Below are 16,889 nucleotides of genomic sequence, written 5' to 3' on the forward strand. Positions count from 1 at the left end.
ACTCTACTGGGTCTTGATTGCCCGCTCGTTCTGACGGTGATACATAGCGTTTACAAGACACTTGCCTCCGGTTCACCATATGTCCGATTTCCGCTCGGGCAGTACGGCTTCGGTGCCTGTGACCTGTGACGTTGTGGTTGAACGCGAAAGGGCCGGATCGTCCCGAAAAGACGACCGGCCCGGATGCATCCGTGCGAAAGCCCGGAGTGCGTTTGCCGCGTGCTACCCCCGGCGCTGGGAGTAAACCCGGAGAAATCTCACTTGTCGCCGATCAGCAGATCCACTGTGAGCTCCAGTCGTTCGGTGACATCGGTGGCCGATGCGCGGCGGGTGAGCCAGGCGACCAGATTCGACAGCCACACATCGCTTATCACGCGGGCGATGGCGAGCTGGCGCTCATCGGGCACCTCGTCGGACAGCGCGCGGGCGAAGAATCGGTCCATCACCTTGCCGACCCGATCCACCTCGGCGGCCGCGGAGGCGTCGGCGAACATGAACGCTCGCGTCATGGCCTCGGTGAGCAGCGGATCGCGCTGCATGGCACGGGTGATCTGGGTGAGCATGAGGTGCATGCGCTCGCGCGGATCGCCACCGGGCAGCGGCTTGCGGCGGCTCTCCAGCTGTTCGAATTCGCGGGCCAGGGCCGAGACGAGCAGGTGCACCTTGGACGGGAAGTACCGGTACAGGGTGCCGACGGCGACATCGGCGCGTTCGGCGACCGCGCGCATCTGGACGGCGTCGTAGCCGCCCTTGGAGGCCAGCGCGAGGGTGGCGTCGAGAATGCGTTTGCGCCGGTCGCGCTGTGCAGCCGAGCTCAGATCCTCCTCGCTGAGGGTGGTGACGGGCGCACTGCGCCCGGTGCCCACAGGCGCGGTGCCCGCAGCGGCGCCATCGGCGGACTGCGATCGGGAGGGACTGGCCATCGGTTGAAAGTCCTTTCCTGCACGAATCGTTCGATTCATCCCGGCTACGAGTTCGTACCGCGTTTGGGCGGCGCTTGACTTACGCCCGGCTCGAACATTAGAACATGTTCTAGGAGTGGAAGTCACCCCGGAAAGGCGGTACGTGGTGTGACCATAGCCACCACTGACGAGCATAAAGCCGTCCAGGAGTCCATGCGCGGGTGGGCGGCAGCGGTGCGCCCAATTGCAACAATGCGTTCCGGTGGGTCGGATTTCTGGCGCGAATACTGGTCGCGCCTCGCCGATCTCGGGATATTCCGGGTCGCGGTCCCGGAGGAGGCTGGCGGAGCGGGTTGTTCCGTCGGAGATCTGGCCGTGCTGGTGGAGCAGGCGGCACATGACCTCGTAGGCGGACCCGTACTTTCGACGGCCCTCGCCGGCCTCGTTGCCGGAGAGATGCTCGACGAGAATACGCCGTGCGGTATCGCGCTCGGTGGCGAAATCGCGATATCGGTCGGCGAATCCGGGGCAATTCTGTCCGGTGAGTGGGGCTCGGTTCTCGGCGCCGCGCCGGGCACCGCCGTCCTGGTGCCGGTCGTCGACGGAGAGCGCCACCTGTGGGGTCTGATCGACGCCGATGCGGCGGGCCTGCGGGTGGAGCCGCTGCCCAGCATCGACCAGACCGTCCCGCTCGCCCGGGTGGTCTGCGCGGAAGTTGCTGTCGCGCCGGACCATTTGTTCGAACCCACGCAATCCGTACTCGATATCGCCGCCACGCTGATTGCCGCCGAGGCCGCCGGTATTGCCGGATGGTGTTTGGAAACCGCGACCGAATACGCGAAGGTGCGCGAACAATTCGGGCGCAAGATCGGCGAATTCCAAGCGGTCAAACATATTTGCGCGTGGATGCTGTGCCGGGCCGAGCAGATTCGCGCGGTGGCTGCCGACGCGGCCGCCGCGGTTGATGCTGAGACGAACGAACTTCCGCTCGCGGCGGCGGTGGCGCTGTCCATCGCGCTGGACGCCGCGGTGGAAACCGCCAAGGACTGCATTCAGGTGCTGGGTGGAATCGGTTTCACCTGGGAGCACGACGCGCACCTGTATTTGCGCCGGGCCACCGCCATGCGGCAGTTGCTGGGCGGTTCCGCGCGCTGGCGCGCCCGGGTCACCGAATTGACATTGCAGGGTGTGCGCCGCACGGTCGGTCTCGATCTCGGCACCGCTTCCGGCGGGGCCGAGGGCGAACCCAATTGGGACGCGGTCGGTTTGACCGCGGCCGAGGCCGCGGTGCTGGCCGCGGACCTGGCCAAGATCGCCGCCCTGCCCGAGGCCGAACAGCGCAACGCGCTCGCCGAGTCCGGACTGCTGGCCTCGCATTGGCCGGTGCCGTACGGACGCGGCGCGGGTCCGATCCAGCGCACCTGGATCGATGACCAGGTGCGCAAGGCGGGCATCACGCTGCCCGAGCTGGCCATTGCCAACTGGGCGATTCCGACTCTGCTGCAATGGGGTTCGCCCGAGCAGATCGAGCGCTACGCGCTGCCGACGCTGACCGGTGAGGTCATCTGGTGCCAGCTGTTCTCCGAGCCGGAGGCCGGTTCCGATCTGGCCGCGCTGCGTACGGTGGCCGAGCGGGTCGAGGGCGGTTGGAAGCTGCGCGGTCAGAAGGTGTGGACCTCGCTGGCGGACAAGGCGACCTGGGGCATCTGCCTGGCGCGTACCGATCCGGCCGCGCCCAAGCACAAGGGCATCAGCTACTTCCTGGTCGATATGAAGAGCGCGGGCATCGATATCCGCCCGCTGGTCGAGATCACCGGTGAGGCGCGCTTCAACGAGGTCTTCCTGGACGATGTGTTCGTCCCGGACGACTGCCTGGTCGGTGCGCTGGAGAACGGCTGGAAGATCGCCCGCTCGACGCTGTCGGCCGAGCGGGTCGCCATGGGCGGCAAGGGAATCGGGGATGAGCTGGAGGCGTTGATCGCCGCCGCGCCCACCTCCGGACCCGGTGCGGAATTGGTGGCGGATCGACTCGGCGGACTCGTCTCCGAATCAATCGCTGGAACATTGCTGGACGCGCGCGCCGCGCAGAAACTGCTATCCGGTGGAGACCCGGGTCCGCAGAGCAGCGTGCGCAAACTGGTCGGTGTCAGACACCGGCAGGCAGTCGCCGAATTTGCCGTGGAAGTGGCTGGCGCGGCGGGTGCTTTGGAAACCGATGTGGTGAAAGAATTCCTGCTCACACGCTGTTTGTCCATTGCGGGCGGTACCGAGCAGATTCTGTTGACCGTCGCCGGTGAACGAATTCTCGGACTGCCGCGCGAATCGCACGGTTAGCCCACACCTCAACCGGGAGTAATGAATTGGACTTCACGCGGGACGAGAGCCAGGATGCTGTCGCCGAGGTTGTTGTAAGTTTGCTGGAGCGTGAAAGCGCACGCGATATCGCGCTCTGGCCGATTTTCGCGGGCAGTGGACTGCTCGCCGTGCCCCTACCCGAGCGGTTCGGCGGTGACGATATGGGTCTGCTGGAGGTTTCCGCCATGCTGACCGAACTCGCCACCGACGCCGTGCAGATTCCGGCGCTCAGCACGCTCGCCTTCGGCGTGCTGCCGCTGCTGGCCATCGGCGTGCCGGATACGGTGGCGCAGAAGGTGTTTCCCGCCGTCGCCGACGGCGCGGTGCTCACCGCCGCGCTGCACGAGCCGGGCGCGCCGTTCACCGTGAAGCCCGAGACCACCGCGGTCGCGGACGGTGACACCGTGCGCGTCACCGGTTCCAAGGTGGCGGTGCCGTACGCCGACACCGCGCGCTGGATTCTGGTCCCGACCACCTCGGGCATCGCGATCGTCGACGGTGACGCGCCGGGCATCACCAAGACCGCGAGCCCGACTTCCGATGGGGTGCCGGAGTTTTCGCTGCGCTTGGACGGTGTGCAGATTCCACCCGAGCAGTTGCTGCCCGGCGGTATCGCCGAACTGCACCGCTTCGCGCTGGCCGGGATCGGCTCGGTCGCGGACGGTCTGCTCAAGGGCGTTCTCGCGCTGACCGCCGAACATGTGCGCACCCGCGAGCAGTTCGGTCGTCCGCTGGCCGAATTCCAGGCTGTCGCACAGCAGATCGCCGATGTGTACGTGGTCTCGCGGACCCTGCACGCGGCGGCGGCATCGGCCAATTGGGCGCTCGCACAGGCTGTGTCCCTCTCCCGGGACGGGGTGGACAACGCCGAACACCTGGACCGCACCGAAGACGATCTGGATGTACTCGCCTACACGGTGGCATCGGAGCTGCCCGCTGCCATGCAGCAGTGTCATCACCTGCACGGTGGTCTCGGCGTCGATATCACCCATCCACTGCACCGCTACTACTCACAGGCCAAGGACATCGCGCGCTGGCTGGGCGGCGAATCGTTCCGGCTGGACCGTTTGGGAGCCAGATGTTCATCGAACTGACCGCTGAGCAGCGCCGGCTGCGGGACGAATTGCGTTCGTATTTCACCGGTCTCGTCACTCCCGAAGAGGAGGCCGAGATGCTGGTGAACCGGCACGGTGACGCCTACCGCACGGTCGTGAAGCGCATGGGCGCGGACGGCAAGCTGGGCGTCGGCTGGCCGAAGGAGTACGGCGGGCAGGGTTTCGGGCCGCTGGAACAGCAGATCTTCTACAACGAGGCGGTGCGCGCCGACGTACCCGTCCCGCTGGTGACGCTGCTGACGGTCGGCCCGGCGCTGCAGTCCTTCGGCACGGATGAGCAGAAGCGGAAGTTCCTGCCCGGAATCCTCACCGGTGACATCCATTTCGCCATCGGCTACTCCGAACCCGATGCCGGAACCGACCTGGCGGCGCTGCGCACCAGCGCCGTGCAGGACGCCAATGGCGACTGGATCGTCAACGGGCAGAAGATCTTCACCACCGGAGCGCACGAGGCCGATTACATCTGGCTGGCCGTGCGCACCGGCACGGTGGAATCGCGGCACCGCGGCATCACCATCCTGATCATGGACACCAAGGATCCGGGCTACTCCTGGACCCCGATCATCACCGCCGACGGCGCGCACCACACCAACGCCACCTACTTCGACAATGTGCGGGTCCCCGCGAGCATGGTTGTCGGCGAGGTGGACAAGGGCTGGAAGCTCATCACCACCCAGCTCAATCACGAGCGGGTCGGCCTGGGCCCGTCCGGCAAGATCGAACAGCTCTACACCCGGGTCCGCGAATGGGCGCATAAGCAGGGCGTACTGGGTGAGATCGAGGTGCGGCGGTCGCTGGGCCGGTTGCACGCCATGGTGCGGCTCAACGAGCTGCTGAACTGGCAGGTGGCCTCCAATATGGAGCGCCCCGACGCCGATCCGGCCGATGTGATCGCCGACGCGTCGGCGACCAAGGTGTACTCCACCGAGGCGCTGCAGGAGGCCGGACGCCTGGCCGAGGAGATCGTGGGCCGCTACGGCGATCCCGCCGATCCGGCGACCGCGGAACTGCTGGTGTGGCTGGACCGCCGCACCAAGCAGAATCTGGTGGTCACCTTCGGCGGCGGCGTCAATGAAGTCATGCGCGAGCTCATCGCCCAAATGGGCCTGCGGCTACCCCGCGTGCCGCGCTAGCAAGAAGGAATTCGACAGTGACGCAAAGCTTCACGGCCGACGAGATCCGAGCGGCCGGGGAAAAGATCTCCGAAGCGGGGCAGTCGTCCCCGCGTCTGGCCCGCGATCCGGTGAACCAGCCCATGATCAACAACTGGGTGGAGGCCATCGGGGACAACAACCCGATCTATGTCGACGAGGCCGCCGCCATCGCCGCCGGACACCCCGGCATCGTGGCCCCGCCCGCCATGGCGCAGGTGTGGACCATGCTGGGGCTCAACGGGACCCGTCCCGCCGACGACCCGATGACGGTCACCAACGAGCTGCTCGACGCCGCCGGATTCACCTCGGTGGTCGGCACCAATTGCGATCAGGTGTACCACCGCTACCTCGAGGTCGGCGAGCAGGTCACCGTGCGTTCCTCGCTGGATTCCCTGGTCGGGCCGAAGCGTACGGGTCTGGGTGAGGGCTGGTTCGCCACCTATCGCACGAATTGGTATGTGGGAGAAGAGCTCGTCACCGAGATGCTCTTCCGCATCCTGAAGTTCGCGCCCGGCACCGGTGCCGCGCCGAAGGCCGATCCGGCGGCGGATCTCGCCAAGCGGGTCAAGCCGGTGATCTCGCACGACACCCAATTCTTCTGGGACGGAACCAAACTCGGCGAGCTGCGGATTCAGCGGCGGCCGGACGGCACGCTCCAGCATCCGCCGGTTCCGGCGATCTGGCAGGACAAGGCCAAGGAGACCGAGTACGTCGTGGCCTCCGGGCGCGGTACCGTCTTCAGTTTCGTGGTGCACCATGCCCCGAAGGTGCCCGGCCGGGCGCTGCCGTTCGTGGTCGCGCTGGTCGAACTGGAAGAGGGTGTGCGCATGCTCGGCGAGCTGCGCGGTATCGATCCCGCCGGCGTCGCCATCGGCCAGGCCGTCGAGGTCGGTTTCGAGGCCCTCGATGACGACAACACCGTGCCCTATTGGAAGGCTGTGTCATGACCTCCACCGTGGAACTTGCCGCAGTGCAGGTCGGAACCACCCTGCCGGAGTTGGTGATTCTCGCCGACACCACCTTCATCGTGTCCTCGGCGCTGGCCACCCGGGATTTCCAGGACGTGCACCACGATCCGGCACTGGCGGTGGAGCGCGGCTCCAAGACCATCTTCGCGAACATCCTCACCGATACCGGTGTGGTGCAGCGCTTCGTGACCGACTGGGCCGGTCCGGCCGCGCGGGTGAAGTCGATCTCGCTGCGCCTGGGCGTGCCGCTGTACTCGGGTGACACCCTCACGCTGTCCGGCACGGTATCGGCCGTGCAGGGCACCGAAATCACCATCGACGTGGTCGGCAAGGACAGCCTGGGCGACCACATCACGGCGAAAGCCGTTATCTCGCTTCAGGAGGCACGCGCGTGACCGGTCTGAGTGGCCGCGCCGCCATCGTAGGCATCGGCGCCACCGACTTCTCCAAGGATTCCGGCCGCAGTGAACTGCGCCTGGCCGCCGAGGCGGTCACCGCCGCGCTCGCCGACGCCGGACTCACCCCCGCCGATGTGGACGGCCTTACGACCTTCACCATGGACACCAACACCCAGGCCGCCGTGGCCCGGGCCGCCGGTATCCCGAGCCTGAAGTTCTTCAGCAATATCCCGTTCGGCGGCGGCGCGGCGGCGGCGACCGTGCAGCAGGCGGCCATGGCCGTGGCGACCGGAGTCGCGGATGTCGTGGTGGCGTACCGGGCTTTCAATGAGCGCTCGGGTCACCGCTTCGGTCAGTTCTCCACCCAGCTGGCGGGCAACGCCACCTCCTCCGGTGTGGACAACGCGTTCTCGTACACGCACGGCCTGGGCACCCCGGCCGCGCAGGTCGCCATGGTCGCGCGTCGCTATATGCACGTATACGGCGCTACCAGTGCGGATTTCGGCACCATCGCGGTGACCGACCGCAAGCACGCCGCGGTGAATCCGAACGCGCATTTCTACGGTAAGCCGATCACCCTCGAGGAGCATCAGGCTTCCCGCTGGATCGCGGAGCCGCTGCATCTGCTCGACTGCTGCCAGGAGACCGACGGCGGTGTGGCGATCGTGGTCACCAGTGCCGAACGGGCCAGGGATCTTCCGAACAAGCCCGCCGTAATCGTCGGCGCGGCACAGGGTTCCGGCGCCGATCAGTACGTCATGACCAGCTACTACCGCGATGCCATGACCGGCCTGCCGGAAATGGGCCTGGTCGGCGATCAGCTGTGGGCCCAAAGTGGTTTGCGCCCGGAGGATATGCAGGCCGCGATCCTCTACGACCACTTCACCCCGTTCGTGCTCATGCAGCTCGAGGAACTGGGTTTCTGCGGTCGCGGTGAGGCCAAGGACTTCATCAAGGACGGTGCGCTGGAGGTGGGCGGGCGACTGCCGCTGAACACCCACGGCGGCCAGCTGGGTGAGGCGTACATCCACGGGATGAACGGCATCGCCGAGGGCGTGCGCCAGATTCGCGGCACCTCGGTGAATCAGGTTGCGGGCCTGAGCAATATCGTCGTGACGGCCGGTACCGGCGTCCCGACCTCGGGTCTGGTGCTCAGCTCCAACTGATCCGTCACGTCGAATGCCCGGGTGAGATCCCTTCTCGCCCGGGCCTTTCGCGTTCGGGGCTACCTGCGGTGGAACCCCCGGTTGAGGTTGAAGTCATAGCCCCAGCCGTAGGTCTTGGGGGTGAGGAAGCGCGGCTCGCCCATAGGGCCAGGTTACGGCCATTTTCGAGGGTGGGGGTTGCGCGCCGCGAAAGAGTGAGTGTACAGTCACTCACATGACCAAGCGCGGAGTTACCCTCTCCACCTCGGACGTTCGCCGGGAAGCCGTTCTCGACGCGGCCATCGTGGAGTTCGCCCGGACCGGGTATCACGGCACGCCGATCACCACCGTCGCCACGGCGGCCGGGATATCGACGGCCTACGTGTTCAAGCTCTTTCCGAGCAAGGTCGAACTGTTCGTCGCGGCACTGGATCGGTGCTTCGAACTGGTGGAGCGTTCGCTCGCCACGGGTGCGGCCCGGGCGGGGGAGGGCGATCCGGAGCAGATCCTCTACGAGATGGGCGGGGCCTACGCCGAACTCATCTCGAACAAGAGTCTGCTCATGCTCCAGGTGCACGCGCAGTCCGCGACCGATATCGCCGATATCGCCGACGCGCTGCGGCGGGGCCTGGCCCGGGTCACCGACTATGCCAAATCGCGTTCGGGCGCAACCGATCCCGAGGTGCAGAAGTTCATCGCCTACGGGCAGCTGTGCCACCTCATCACCACGCTGGGGCTGGACGGGAGCGAGGGCGGCTGGGCCGCGATCCTCAATCTCGGTATTCGGCATCCGGGCTGATTTTCGGGCCTCCCGAGCGGGAGGCTTTTCATTTACCCATTGAGTGACTGAGTGGTCACTCACACGTCAGGAAGAAGAAGATCATGTCGATCACCGCCACCGAAATCGTCCTGCCCGGCACCGTCGAGCCCGAGGAACTGCTCACCACCCACCGCGAACTGGCCGCCCCGACGCCGGGCCAGGCGCTGATCGAGGTCGAGGCCACCGGCGTCTCCTTCGCCGAACAGCAGATGCGCCGCGGCAAGTACTACGACCAGCCCGCCTTCCCGTTCGTGCCCGGCTACGACCTGGTCGGCACGGTCGTCGAGGTCGGATCGCCCGCCGATGCCGGACTGGTCGGCAAGCGGGTCGCCGCGCTGACCAAGGTCGGCGGCTGGGCCAGTCATGTGCTGCTGGACAGCGCCGATCTGATCGAGGTTCCGGCCGAACTCCCGGCCGACGCCGCCGAAACCTTCGTGGTCAACGGCATCACCGCCTGGCAGATGCTGCACCGCTACGCGAAAGTGCGTGCGGGGCAGACGATCCTGGTACACGGCGCGAACGGCGGCGTCGGCTCCACGCTGGTGCAGCTGGCCCTGGCCGCGGGGGTGAAGGTGATCGGCACCGCCTCGGCCCGCAATGCCGACCAGGTCACCGCGCTCGGCGCGACCCCGGTCGACTACCGCGGCGACGTGGTCGCCCAGGTCCGCGCCCTGGCCCCGAACGGCGTCGACGCGGTCTTCGACCACGTCGGCGGCCCCGGCATCGTGGACTCCTTCACCCTGCTCGCCCCCGGCGGCACCCTGATGGCCTACGGCACCGCCTCCACCAAGGACGACACCGGCAACTCCCGCCTCCCGGTCCTGAAACTCTTCGCCCGCCTGATGCTCTGGAACGCCCTGCCCAACAAGCGCAGCGCGCACTTCTACAACATCTGGGCCGGACAGCGCCGCGCGAGCACGTTCCGCCGCAAGCTCGCCACCGACCTCTCCGCCGTCTTCGCGCTCGCCGCCAAGGGTGACCTGCGCCCCCAGATCGCCGCCCGCTTCCCCCTGACCCAGGCCGCCCAGGCCCTGACCCTCGCCGAATCCCGCACCGTCACCGGCAAAGTCGTACTGCTGCCCGCGCGGTAGTCAAGCACGCCTGAGATGACCCCCGAGCTGGATACGGTGGGCCCCTACGATTTCGGCGGCAAGCTCACCACCGCCATGACGGCACATCCCAAACAGGATCCGGTCACCGGTGAAAGCATGACTCGGGAATGACCGGCGTCTCCATGTCGCCCGAATGAGTAGTGTGTCGAAGGTTGTTCTGTCGCAGGTGTTGTCGCGTCTTGGCGTTAGATATCCGGCATAGTCAGTCGACGCTCCCGGATGGGACCACCCAAACGTGAGGCTGCCGGGTGACGGTGGCGATATGTTCGAAGTCGGCGTCGTAGTGGACTAGGACTGCGCCGTGGTATTCGGCGACCGCTGCGGTCAGGAGGTCGACAATGCCTGCGGCGCGGTGCAATCCCGGACGGGCCATGAGTTGTTGTACCTCGCGGGCGCGGTCCGCGATGGCCTCGTTGATGGGCAAGTTCACATAGAGGGCTCGGCGGCGCTGGGCGATGTTTTGAACGTCGGCAAGGTTGCGGCCCGAATAGCCGGCCTCGAGGTCCACTGTTACGCATGTCGCGGCCGCTCGGTCGGCAATGAGCCCGGTCAGGACTGTCCGGACGGCCTCATGCCGAAGGCGGGCCGCTGCCGAGGTATCGATCAGATGTAGGCGCAGTGGCGTGGTATCGATCAACGGCGCGCCTTACCCATGACTTCCGGATCATCGATGTCCGGTCCGACCCCGAAGCCGTACGGATCGTTGAGTACCTGTTCGATTCGGCGGCGGCGTTGTGCCACGAATTCGAGGGCCGCGTTGACCGTGTCCTTCTTGGTGGTCGTCCCTAGTTCCTTGGCTGCCATGGCGAGGGCTTCGTCGTTCAGATCGATCATTGTTTTCATATGTACCACGATATGTCTCCAGCAACTATTGCAGCAATACTCCGCATATGAATTCGATACTGGCGCCCCGTGTGGATTGGTGCGAATTCCGTAGTCGCCGAGCCCCGGCCCGGGCGTACGTTGGGGGGACGTATGTTCGGGAAGGGGATCGGTCATGTTGCAGGATCGGATGAAAGAGCTTCCGGCGGTGGATCATTCGCTGGTTTACGGCGAGCCGTATCAGACCGTGGACGGGGCCACGATCATCACCGTGACCGGAACCGGGGGGCTCTTCCGGCCGCGTCCGCGGCCGCTGGGGGTGTTCGTGGTGCACGGGGGTGAGGTCAAGTGGGAGCCGGTCGAGGATGATGGGCGGATCGCGCTGATCGCGGTGCTGACCGGATTCGTGGCGGCGGCGTTCGCGACGGCGGCGGTGTTCAAGCGTCCGCCGTGGCCGGATATGCGTATCACGCAGCAACTCTGACCTCGTCTGTGTAAGTGGTCACCTTCCCTTCTGTGCGGCCGCGAATGCCTCTATAGATATAGAGGAAGGTGATTCGGGCGCAGGAGGTTGCCGTGCAGATCAGCGATATCGTTCTCGACCACGATCAGCGGGTGGCCGCCGATCGACTCGACGAGATCGCCGCGCGGGTGGGGAAGCGGTGGCATCGGCCGCGCGGGCTGTACCTGTACGGCGGCCCGGGGCGCGGCAAGACCATGCTGATGGACCGGTTCTTCGCCGCCCTGCCCTCGGAACGCAAGCGGCGCTTCCACTTCCACAGCTTCTTCGCACAGCTCAACGCGGGCATCCACGAGCACGGCGGCATCGATGCCGCCGCCGCGGCCCTGCTCGGTGACGCCCGGCTGATCTGCTTCGACGAATTCCACGTGCACGACGCGGGTGATGCCCGGCTGGTGGCACGGCTGCTGGATCTGCTGTTCGCCCGGCACATCACGCTCGTGGTCACCTCGAACTACCCGCCGCGGGAGCTGATGCCGAATCCGCTGTGGCATCCCATGTTCGTGCCGACCATCGATCGGATCCTGGAACACCTCGATGTGCTCTCGGTGAACGGTCCCCAGGATTACCGGCGGCTCGGTGGCAGGCACACCGGATTCGCGGCCGGGCGGTACCTCGTGGGGGAGTGCCCGGCGACCGGGCGCGCGGAGGTTCCCGTCGCCCATCGCCTGATGCACGCGCGCGCCGCCGAAAACGGGGCGCTGACGGTCGATTTCGCCGAGCTGTGCGGAATCCCGGTGTCGGCGGCCGATTTCCTGGAACTGACGCGGCGGTTCCGGACGTGGACCCTGTGCGAGGTGCCGCCGCTGGATTCGGTGCCGCCGGACTGGGTGATGCGGCTGGTGAATCTGGTCGACGTGCTCTACGACGCCGATCTGGAACTGTCCGTGTACGCGCGGGTTCCGCTCGCGGATATGGGTGCTGACGTGGCCCGGGTCCCCGATCTGTACCGGACGCTGAGCCGCCTCGGCGAGCTCTCGGTACCGGCGCGCGACGCGGTGGCGACGCTCGGGTGAACACGTCGACTTGATCGACGGGAACGGTTCATGTGCCGTCTACGCGGAAGGGTGCGTGCGTTGCAAGTGACTTCCTACCGTGCATTCAGGAGGCAGCACCGAACCGGAGGGGACCGATGCGAATCCGCGAGCAGGCCAAGGGCACAGCGCCTCGCCACCCGAGCATCCCCGGCGGCCGATTGCGCGTGCTGGTGGTCGCCGAATCCTTCCTTCCCCAGGTCAACGGCGTCACCAACTCGGTGCGGCGGGTGCTCGATCACCTCGCCGCCAGGGGGCACGAAGCAGTTCTGATGGCCCCGACGGGTCCGGCCGTGTACGCCGGATTCCGGGTGCACGTGGTGCGCGGGGCGCGCCTGCCGTTCTATCGCGACTTCCGGATCGGCCTGGAGACGCGCCGCCGATTGCGCAAGGTCATGCGGGAATTCGAGCCCGATGTCGTGCACATCGCCTCGCCCGCGACACTGGGATATCAGGCGGCCCGGGTGGCCGGCGAGCTCGGCGTGCCGACGGTCGCCATCTATCAGACCGATCTTGTGGGTTTCGCCGAACGCTATGACCTGCCCGGCGGTGTGCGCACCATGACGGCGCTGACCCGGCGCATTCATCTGCAGGTCGATCGCACGCTCGCGCCTTCCACCGCAAGCCTGCGGCAACTCGAGCTGATGGGTGTGCCGGGCCTGGCGCGCTGGCCGCGCGGGGTCGATCTGGAGCAGTTCGGCCCGTTCCGGCGCTCGGCGGATCTGCGAAAGCGGCTGGCCCCCAACGGTGAACTGCTGATCGGCTATATCGGCCGCCTGGCCCCGGAGAAGGAGCTCGAGCTGCTCGCGCACCTGCTGCCGCTGCCGAATGTGCGCCTGGTCATCGTCGGCGGCGGCCCGGAGGAGAAGCGGCTGCGAAAGTTGTTGCCGGGCGCGGCTTTCCTGGGTGTGCTGCACGGCGAGGAACTCGGCGCGGCCTACGCCTCGCTGGATGTGTTCGTGCACACCGGACGTCACGAAACCTATTGCCAGGCAGCGCAGGAGGCCCTCGCCTCCGCCGTGCCGGTGGTCGCGCCGCGCTCCGGCGGCCCCATCGACGTGGTCGCGCCCGGCGCCGGATTCCTTTATCCCCCGGGCGATGCCGAGGCTTTGACAGCCCTGGTTCGCCGTCTCGTCGACGATGCCGAGTTGCGCGCGCAGACCGCGCAGAACGCTCAGCGCAGCGTGCGCGACCGCTCCTGGGCGGCCGTGAACGATCTGCTGATTCGCCACTACCGCGAAGTGATCGCGGAACGCCGCCGACTGCCAGGCGATGGCGACCTCCGCAGCCCGCTCTCCAAGGAGGCATCCTGATGCTGCGCATCTCCGTCATCGGCACCGGTTATCTCGGTGCCACGCACGCCGCGGGCATGGCCGAACTCGGCTTCGAAGTGCTCGGGGTGGACAACAATCCGGCCAAGGCGGCCGCGCTCTCGGCGGGGCGGGTGCCCTTCCACGAGCCCGGACTGCCCGAACTGCTGGCCGGGCACGTGGAATCCGGCCGGTTGCGGTTCGGCACCTCGCTGGTGGCGGCCGCCCGGTTCGCCGATGTCCATTTCCTCTGTGTCGGAACGCCGCCCGGAACCAATGGCGCGGCGGATCTGTCCCAGCTGTACGGGGCCATCGAGGGCCTGGTGCCGCATCTGACCCGCAATTGCCTGATCGTGGGCAAGTCGACGGTGCCGGTCGGCACCGCCGAGGCGCTCACCGCCCGTATCGCCGAGCTGACCCCGGCCGGGATCTCGGTGGATCTGGCCTGGAATCCGGAATTCCTGCGCGAGGGTCATGCGGTGCACGACACGCTCAGCCCCAATCGGCTGGTGTTCGGCGTGACCACGCCGGATGCGGAATGGGCGCTGCGCCAGGTGTATTCGACCCCGATCGGGGGTGGATCGCCGGTGGTGATCACCAATCTGCCGACCGCGGAGTTGATCAAGGTCTCCGCGAATGCCTTTCTGGCGACCAAGATCTCGTTCATCAACGCGATGGCCGAACTGTGCGAGCTCACCGGCGCGGATGTGACGCTGCTGGCGGACGCGCTCGGGCATGACGATCGGATCGGCCGCAAATTCCTCGGTGCCGGACTGGGTTACGGCGGCGGCTGTCTGCCCAAGGATGTGCGCGCGCTCATCGCCCGCGCCGGTGAACTGGGCGCGGCCGAGACCGTGGACTTCCTGCGCGATATCGACACCATCAATCTGCGCCGCCGCGAACGGGTGGTGCGCGAGACCCTGGATCTGCTGCACGCCAGCGGTTCCCATCGGGTCGGCATTCTCGGCATCGCCTTCAAACCGCTGTCGGACGATGTGCGCGATTCGCCCGCGCTCGATGTGGCGGTGCGCTTGCAGGCCGCGGGCGTGCAGGTCACCGCGTTCGATCCGGCGGCCACGGTCCCGGCGCGCGCGGTCGCCCCGCAGCTGATCTACGCGGCCACCGCGGCGGCCGCGCTGCACGAGGCCGATGTGGTGCTGCACCTCACCGAGTGGAGTGAGTTCAGGGACCTTGATCCGGTCTTCCTGCGCACGGTGGCGCGCGGTCGCACCCTCATCGATGCCCGCAATGCCCTCGATCCGGAGCCGTGGCTGGCTGCGGGATGGGATTTCCGGGCGCTGGGCCGCCTGGTCGAGTCCCGGAATCCGGTGGCGCGCGCGGAATCCCGTGAGTCCGCGGCCGTCAGCGCGCCGGAGGCACTGCGTCCGGGCATGCTGCGGGGCTCCCGACGGGGTGTGGAAGCACCTGCCACACTGGCTGATTCGGCGCTGACCCGACTGCGGGCCCGGGTGCGCCGCTCCGCGTAGCCCGATGCGGACGTCTCGGCTCGGCCGCCCCGGGTGGCCGAGCCGCCGCTGCTCGGATGCGGTCCGGTCCTTCCGATCGGATCTATTCAGTGCGGTTGGTTATGAGCGGAACACGTGAATTGTCCGGCCCACTACCACGGGACGTGCGATGCGGTCACCGAACCTCGAGCGCGAATATATTCAGGATTCGCATGTAATCGGTGTTTCGCAATTCCCCCCAACCGGACCTACCGGCATGTAACTATGTGCCTGATTTGCAGGACTCTGGTTAGGGGTACACGTGACTGGGGTGGGGACGCTGGCATCGCGGGTGATCGGCTTGATCGCCCTGCTGATGCTCGCCGTTTTCGCGCTGCGCGGCTACATCCCCGGCACCGGCGGACCCTCCGCGCCGGGTGCGCCGTCGGCGGTGACGCTGGCGCTCATGCCGGTATTGCTGCTGGTCTCGGTGGTGATCCTGGCCGCGGGCGTGATCAATAGCCAACACCGGCTGCCACTTTCGATGCCCGAACCCGATCCGGATCGCGAGCGCGAGCGCACCGGACTGCCCCGGCTCGGACTGCTGGTGCTGATCGCGCTGGCCGCCATCGCGCTGGTCGCGACCGCGGTACTGTCGATCTACCTGGTCGGTCCCGGCCGCAAAGAACCCGCGGATCAGACGTTTTCGACCCCGTCGCCGACCACCGGCGGCACCCAGCCGGTGGACACCCTGGCCCCGCCACCGGAATCGCTGCCCGATCCACCGCTCAGCGGTACCGTGCTGGTCCTGGTGGCCGTCGGTGCGATCGCGCTGGTACTGGTGGCCATGACCGGACTGGTGGTGGTCGCGGTCGGCTCCACGCGCCGCCCGGAACCGAAAATCGCCGGTATCGTGCCCAGTTCGCCCACCGAAGCGGTGTCACTGGCCAAGGTCGCGGAGATGGGCCTGGCGGCCATGATCGCGCCGGGTCAGGATCCGCGCACCGCCATCATCGCCTGCTATGTCGCCATGGAACGCGGTCTGGCGCAGGCGCGGGAGGTGGCTCCGCTGGCCTCGGACACCCCCTCGGAGGTGCTGGCGCGCGCCTTCGATCGCGGCTTCCTGCACGATGCCTCGGCGCGAGAGTTGGTGGCGCTCTTCGAGGAAGCCCGGTTCAGCCCGCACTCCATGCTGGAGTGGCAGCGCATGCGAGCCGAACAGCTGCTGCGCATCGTCTTGGCCGATCTACAGGGACAGGCGGAAACCGCATGAGCCGGATAGCGATAGTGGTCGGCGGCCTGCTGCTGGCGGGTCTGTTCGAGATGTTCGCACTGCACAATGACCGCACCACCGTGCTCCCGGTGGCCGCCATTCCGGTCGCCGGGGTGCTGGGATTGCTGGTCTGGTCGCTGCTGGACCGTGCCCGCCGGTATCAGCCCGCGAGTCCGGAAGATCACGAGATCGACAATGGCCCAGCGGAAATGCTCAATCGCTGGCAGGCTCGGGCACAGATGCTGGCGGATCGGTCCGAGGGCAGCCGCGCGGACTGGGACCGGCATCTGCGGCCGCTGCTCGCGAAGGAGTTCGAACTGACCAGCGGCCATCGGATGGCCAAGAACCGGCGCGCCACCGAGACCGCCGGGCAACTGCAGTTCGGACCCGAACTGTGGCGCTGGGTGGATCCCGCCAATTCGGCGCTGCGTGACCAGACGAATCCGGCACCCGGCCGACCGGCGCTGGACGAGATCCTGCGCCGCCTCCAGAACATGTGAACGGGTTTTTCGATAT

17 protein-coding genes and 1 pseudogene are annotated in these 16,889 nt (G+C 67.1%); 15 read left to right on the forward strand and 3 right to left on the reverse strand.

All coding sequences use genetic code 11. The features are described from left to right. Window positions 1-257: 257 nt before the first annotated feature. Window positions 258-923 (reverse strand): cholesterol catabolism transcriptional regulator KstR, encoded by a 666-nt coding sequence (kstR, locus tag AB0L82_RS19590; RefSeq protein WP_364637704.1) that lies wholly within the window; start codon window positions 921-923, stop codon window positions 258-260. Between the two features lie 147 nt (window positions 924-1,070). On the opposite strand from kstR, the gene AB0L82_RS19595 reads away from it, so the two are divergent. The 9 genes and pseudogenes from AB0L82_RS19595 to AB0L82_RS19635 form a co-directional block, all read left to right on the forward strand. Next, window positions 1,071-3,236, forward strand: a complete 2,166-nt coding sequence (locus AB0L82_RS19595; RefSeq protein ID WP_364637706.1) for an acyl-CoA dehydrogenase — start codon at window positions 1,071-1,073, stop codon at window positions 3,234-3,236. A gap of 26 nt (window positions 3,237-3,262) precedes the next feature. Continuing rightward, on the forward strand, window positions 3,263-4,351 hold the full coding sequence (locus tag AB0L82_RS19600) for an acyl-CoA dehydrogenase family protein (protein WP_364637708.1): 1,089 nt from the start codon (window positions 3,263-3,265) through the stop codon (window positions 4,349-4,351). Next, window positions 4,336-5,505, forward strand: coding sequence for an acyl-CoA dehydrogenase family protein (locus AB0L82_RS19605; protein WP_364637710.1), 1,170 nt, complete (start codon window positions 4,336-4,338; stop codon window positions 5,503-5,505). The genes AB0L82_RS19600 and AB0L82_RS19605 overlap by 16 nt, the downstream gene beginning before the upstream one ends. 17 nt (window positions 5,506-5,522) lie before the next feature. Next, window positions 5,523-6,473 carry an OB-fold domain-containing protein gene (locus AB0L82_RS19610; RefSeq protein ID WP_364637712.1) on the forward strand — a complete coding sequence of 317 codons (951 nt, stop codon included), beginning with the start codon at window positions 5,523-5,525 and terminating at the stop codon, window positions 6,471-6,473. After that, complete coding sequence (locus tag AB0L82_RS19615) at window positions 6,470-6,889, forward strand: MaoC family dehydratase (protein WP_364637714.1); 420 nt, start codon at window positions 6,470-6,472, stop codon at window positions 6,887-6,889. Before AB0L82_RS19610 ends, AB0L82_RS19615 begins: the two co-directional genes overlap by 4 nt. Further along, window positions 6,886-8,058, forward strand: a complete 1,173-nt coding sequence (locus tag AB0L82_RS19620; RefSeq protein WP_364637716.1) for a lipid-transfer protein — start codon at window positions 6,886-6,888, stop codon at window positions 8,056-8,058. The genes AB0L82_RS19615 and AB0L82_RS19620 overlap by 4 nt, the downstream gene beginning before the upstream one ends. 214 nt (window positions 8,059-8,272) lie before the next feature. Beyond that, a complete protein-coding gene (locus AB0L82_RS19625; RefSeq protein ID WP_364637718.1) occupies window positions 8,273-8,836 on the forward strand; it encodes a TetR/AcrR family transcriptional regulator in 564 nt (187 codons plus the stop codon). Between the two features lie 83 nt (window positions 8,837-8,919). Then, the gene (locus AB0L82_RS19630; RefSeq protein WP_364637720.1) at window positions 8,920-9,948 is read left to right on the forward strand and encodes a medium chain dehydrogenase/reductase family protein; all 1,029 of its coding nucleotides are present in this window, start codon (window positions 8,920-8,922) and stop codon (window positions 9,946-9,948) included. A 9-nt stretch (window positions 9,949-9,957) separates the two neighbouring features. Continuing rightward, window positions 9,958-10,062, forward strand: a pseudogene (locus AB0L82_RS19635) (carotenoid oxygenase family protein); the annotation flags it as partial. 109 nt (window positions 10,063-10,171) lie between these two features. Here the strand turns inward: AB0L82_RS19635 and AB0L82_RS19640 are convergent. Continuing rightward, the gene (locus tag AB0L82_RS19640; RefSeq protein WP_364637722.1) at window positions 10,172-10,606 is read right to left on the reverse strand and encodes a PIN domain-containing protein; all 435 of its coding nucleotides are present in this window, start codon (window positions 10,604-10,606) and stop codon (window positions 10,172-10,174) included. Beyond that, complete coding sequence (locus tag AB0L82_RS19645) at window positions 10,603-10,812, reverse strand: type II toxin-antitoxin system VapB family antitoxin (protein WP_364637724.1); 210 nt, start codon at window positions 10,810-10,812, stop codon at window positions 10,603-10,605. The genes AB0L82_RS19640 and AB0L82_RS19645 overlap by 4 nt, the downstream gene beginning before the upstream one ends. Before the next feature lie 154 nt (window positions 10,813-10,966). On the opposite strand from AB0L82_RS19645, the gene AB0L82_RS19650 reads away from it, so the two are divergent. The 6 genes from AB0L82_RS19650 to AB0L82_RS19675 all read left to right on the forward strand — a co-directional run bounded on the left by AB0L82_RS19650 (window position 10,967) and on the right by AB0L82_RS19675 (window position 16,873). Further along, window positions 10,967-11,275, forward strand: coding sequence for a hypothetical protein (locus tag AB0L82_RS19650; protein WP_364637726.1), 309 nt, complete (start codon window positions 10,967-10,969; stop codon window positions 11,273-11,275). A 92-nt stretch (window positions 11,276-11,367) separates the two neighbouring features. Then, entirely contained in the window at window positions 11,368-12,327 is a 960-nt protein-coding gene (zapE, locus tag AB0L82_RS19655; RefSeq protein ID WP_364637728.1) for a cell division protein ZapE, read from the forward strand. A 179-nt stretch (window positions 12,328-12,506) separates the two neighbouring features. After that, window positions 12,507-13,658: a glycosyltransferase family 1 protein gene (locus AB0L82_RS19660; RefSeq protein ID WP_364638021.1), complete on the forward strand. Its 1,152-nt coding sequence runs from the start codon at window positions 12,507-12,509 to the stop codon at window positions 13,656-13,658. Between the two features lie 2 nt (window positions 13,659-13,660). After that, complete coding sequence (locus tag AB0L82_RS19665; RefSeq protein WP_364638023.1) at window positions 13,661-15,142, forward strand: UDP-glucose/GDP-mannose dehydrogenase family protein; 1,482 nt, start codon at window positions 13,661-13,663, stop codon at window positions 15,140-15,142. A 280-nt stretch (window positions 15,143-15,422) separates the two neighbouring features. Continuing rightward, window positions 15,423-16,373, forward strand: coding sequence for a DUF4129 domain-containing protein (locus AB0L82_RS19670; protein ID WP_364637730.1), 951 nt, complete (start codon window positions 15,423-15,425; stop codon window positions 16,371-16,373). Further along, the gene (locus AB0L82_RS19675) at window positions 16,370-16,873 is read left to right on the forward strand and encodes a hypothetical protein (protein WP_364637732.1); all 504 of its coding nucleotides are present in this window, start codon (window positions 16,370-16,372) and stop codon (window positions 16,871-16,873) included. Before AB0L82_RS19670 ends, AB0L82_RS19675 begins: the two co-directional genes overlap by 4 nt. Window positions 16,874-16,889 lie beyond the last annotated feature (16 nt).

Origin of the sequence: Nocardia sp. NPDC052001 (assembly GCF_040680615.1) — a bacterium.
Taxonomy (GTDB): domain Bacteria; phylum Actinomycetota; class Actinomycetes; order Mycobacteriales; family Mycobacteriaceae; genus Nocardia.

Bases quoted from the DNA above. Each gene is read 5' to 3' on its own strand.
- kstR (WP_364637704.1), bottom strand. From the start codon at position 923: ATGGCCAGTCCCTCCCGATCGCAGTCCGCCGATGGCGCCGCTGCGGGC.
- AB0L82_RS19605 (WP_364637710.1), top strand. From the start codon at position 4,336: ATGTTCATCGAACTGACCGCTGAGCAGCGCCGGCTGCGGGACGAATTG.
- AB0L82_RS19615 (WP_364637714.1), top strand. From the start codon at position 6,470: ATGACCTCCACCGTGGAACTTGCCGCAGTGCAGGTCGGAACCACCCTG.
- AB0L82_RS19625 (WP_364637718.1), top strand. From the start codon at position 8,273: ATGACCAAGCGCGGAGTTACCCTCTCCACCTCGGACGTTCGCCGGGAA.
- AB0L82_RS19630 (WP_364637720.1), top strand. From the start codon at position 8,920: ATGTCGATCACCGCCACCGAAATCGTCCTGCCCGGCACCGTCGAGCCC.
- AB0L82_RS19645 (WP_364637724.1), bottom strand. From the start codon at position 10,812: ATGAAAACAATGATCGATCTGAACGACGAAGCCCTCGCCATGGCAGCC.
- AB0L82_RS19650 (WP_364637726.1), top strand. From the start codon at position 10,967: ATGTTGCAGGATCGGATGAAAGAGCTTCCGGCGGTGGATCATTCGCTG.
- AB0L82_RS19675 (WP_364637732.1), top strand. From the start codon at position 16,370: ATGAGCCGGATAGCGATAGTGGTCGGCGGCCTGCTGCTGGCGGGTCTG.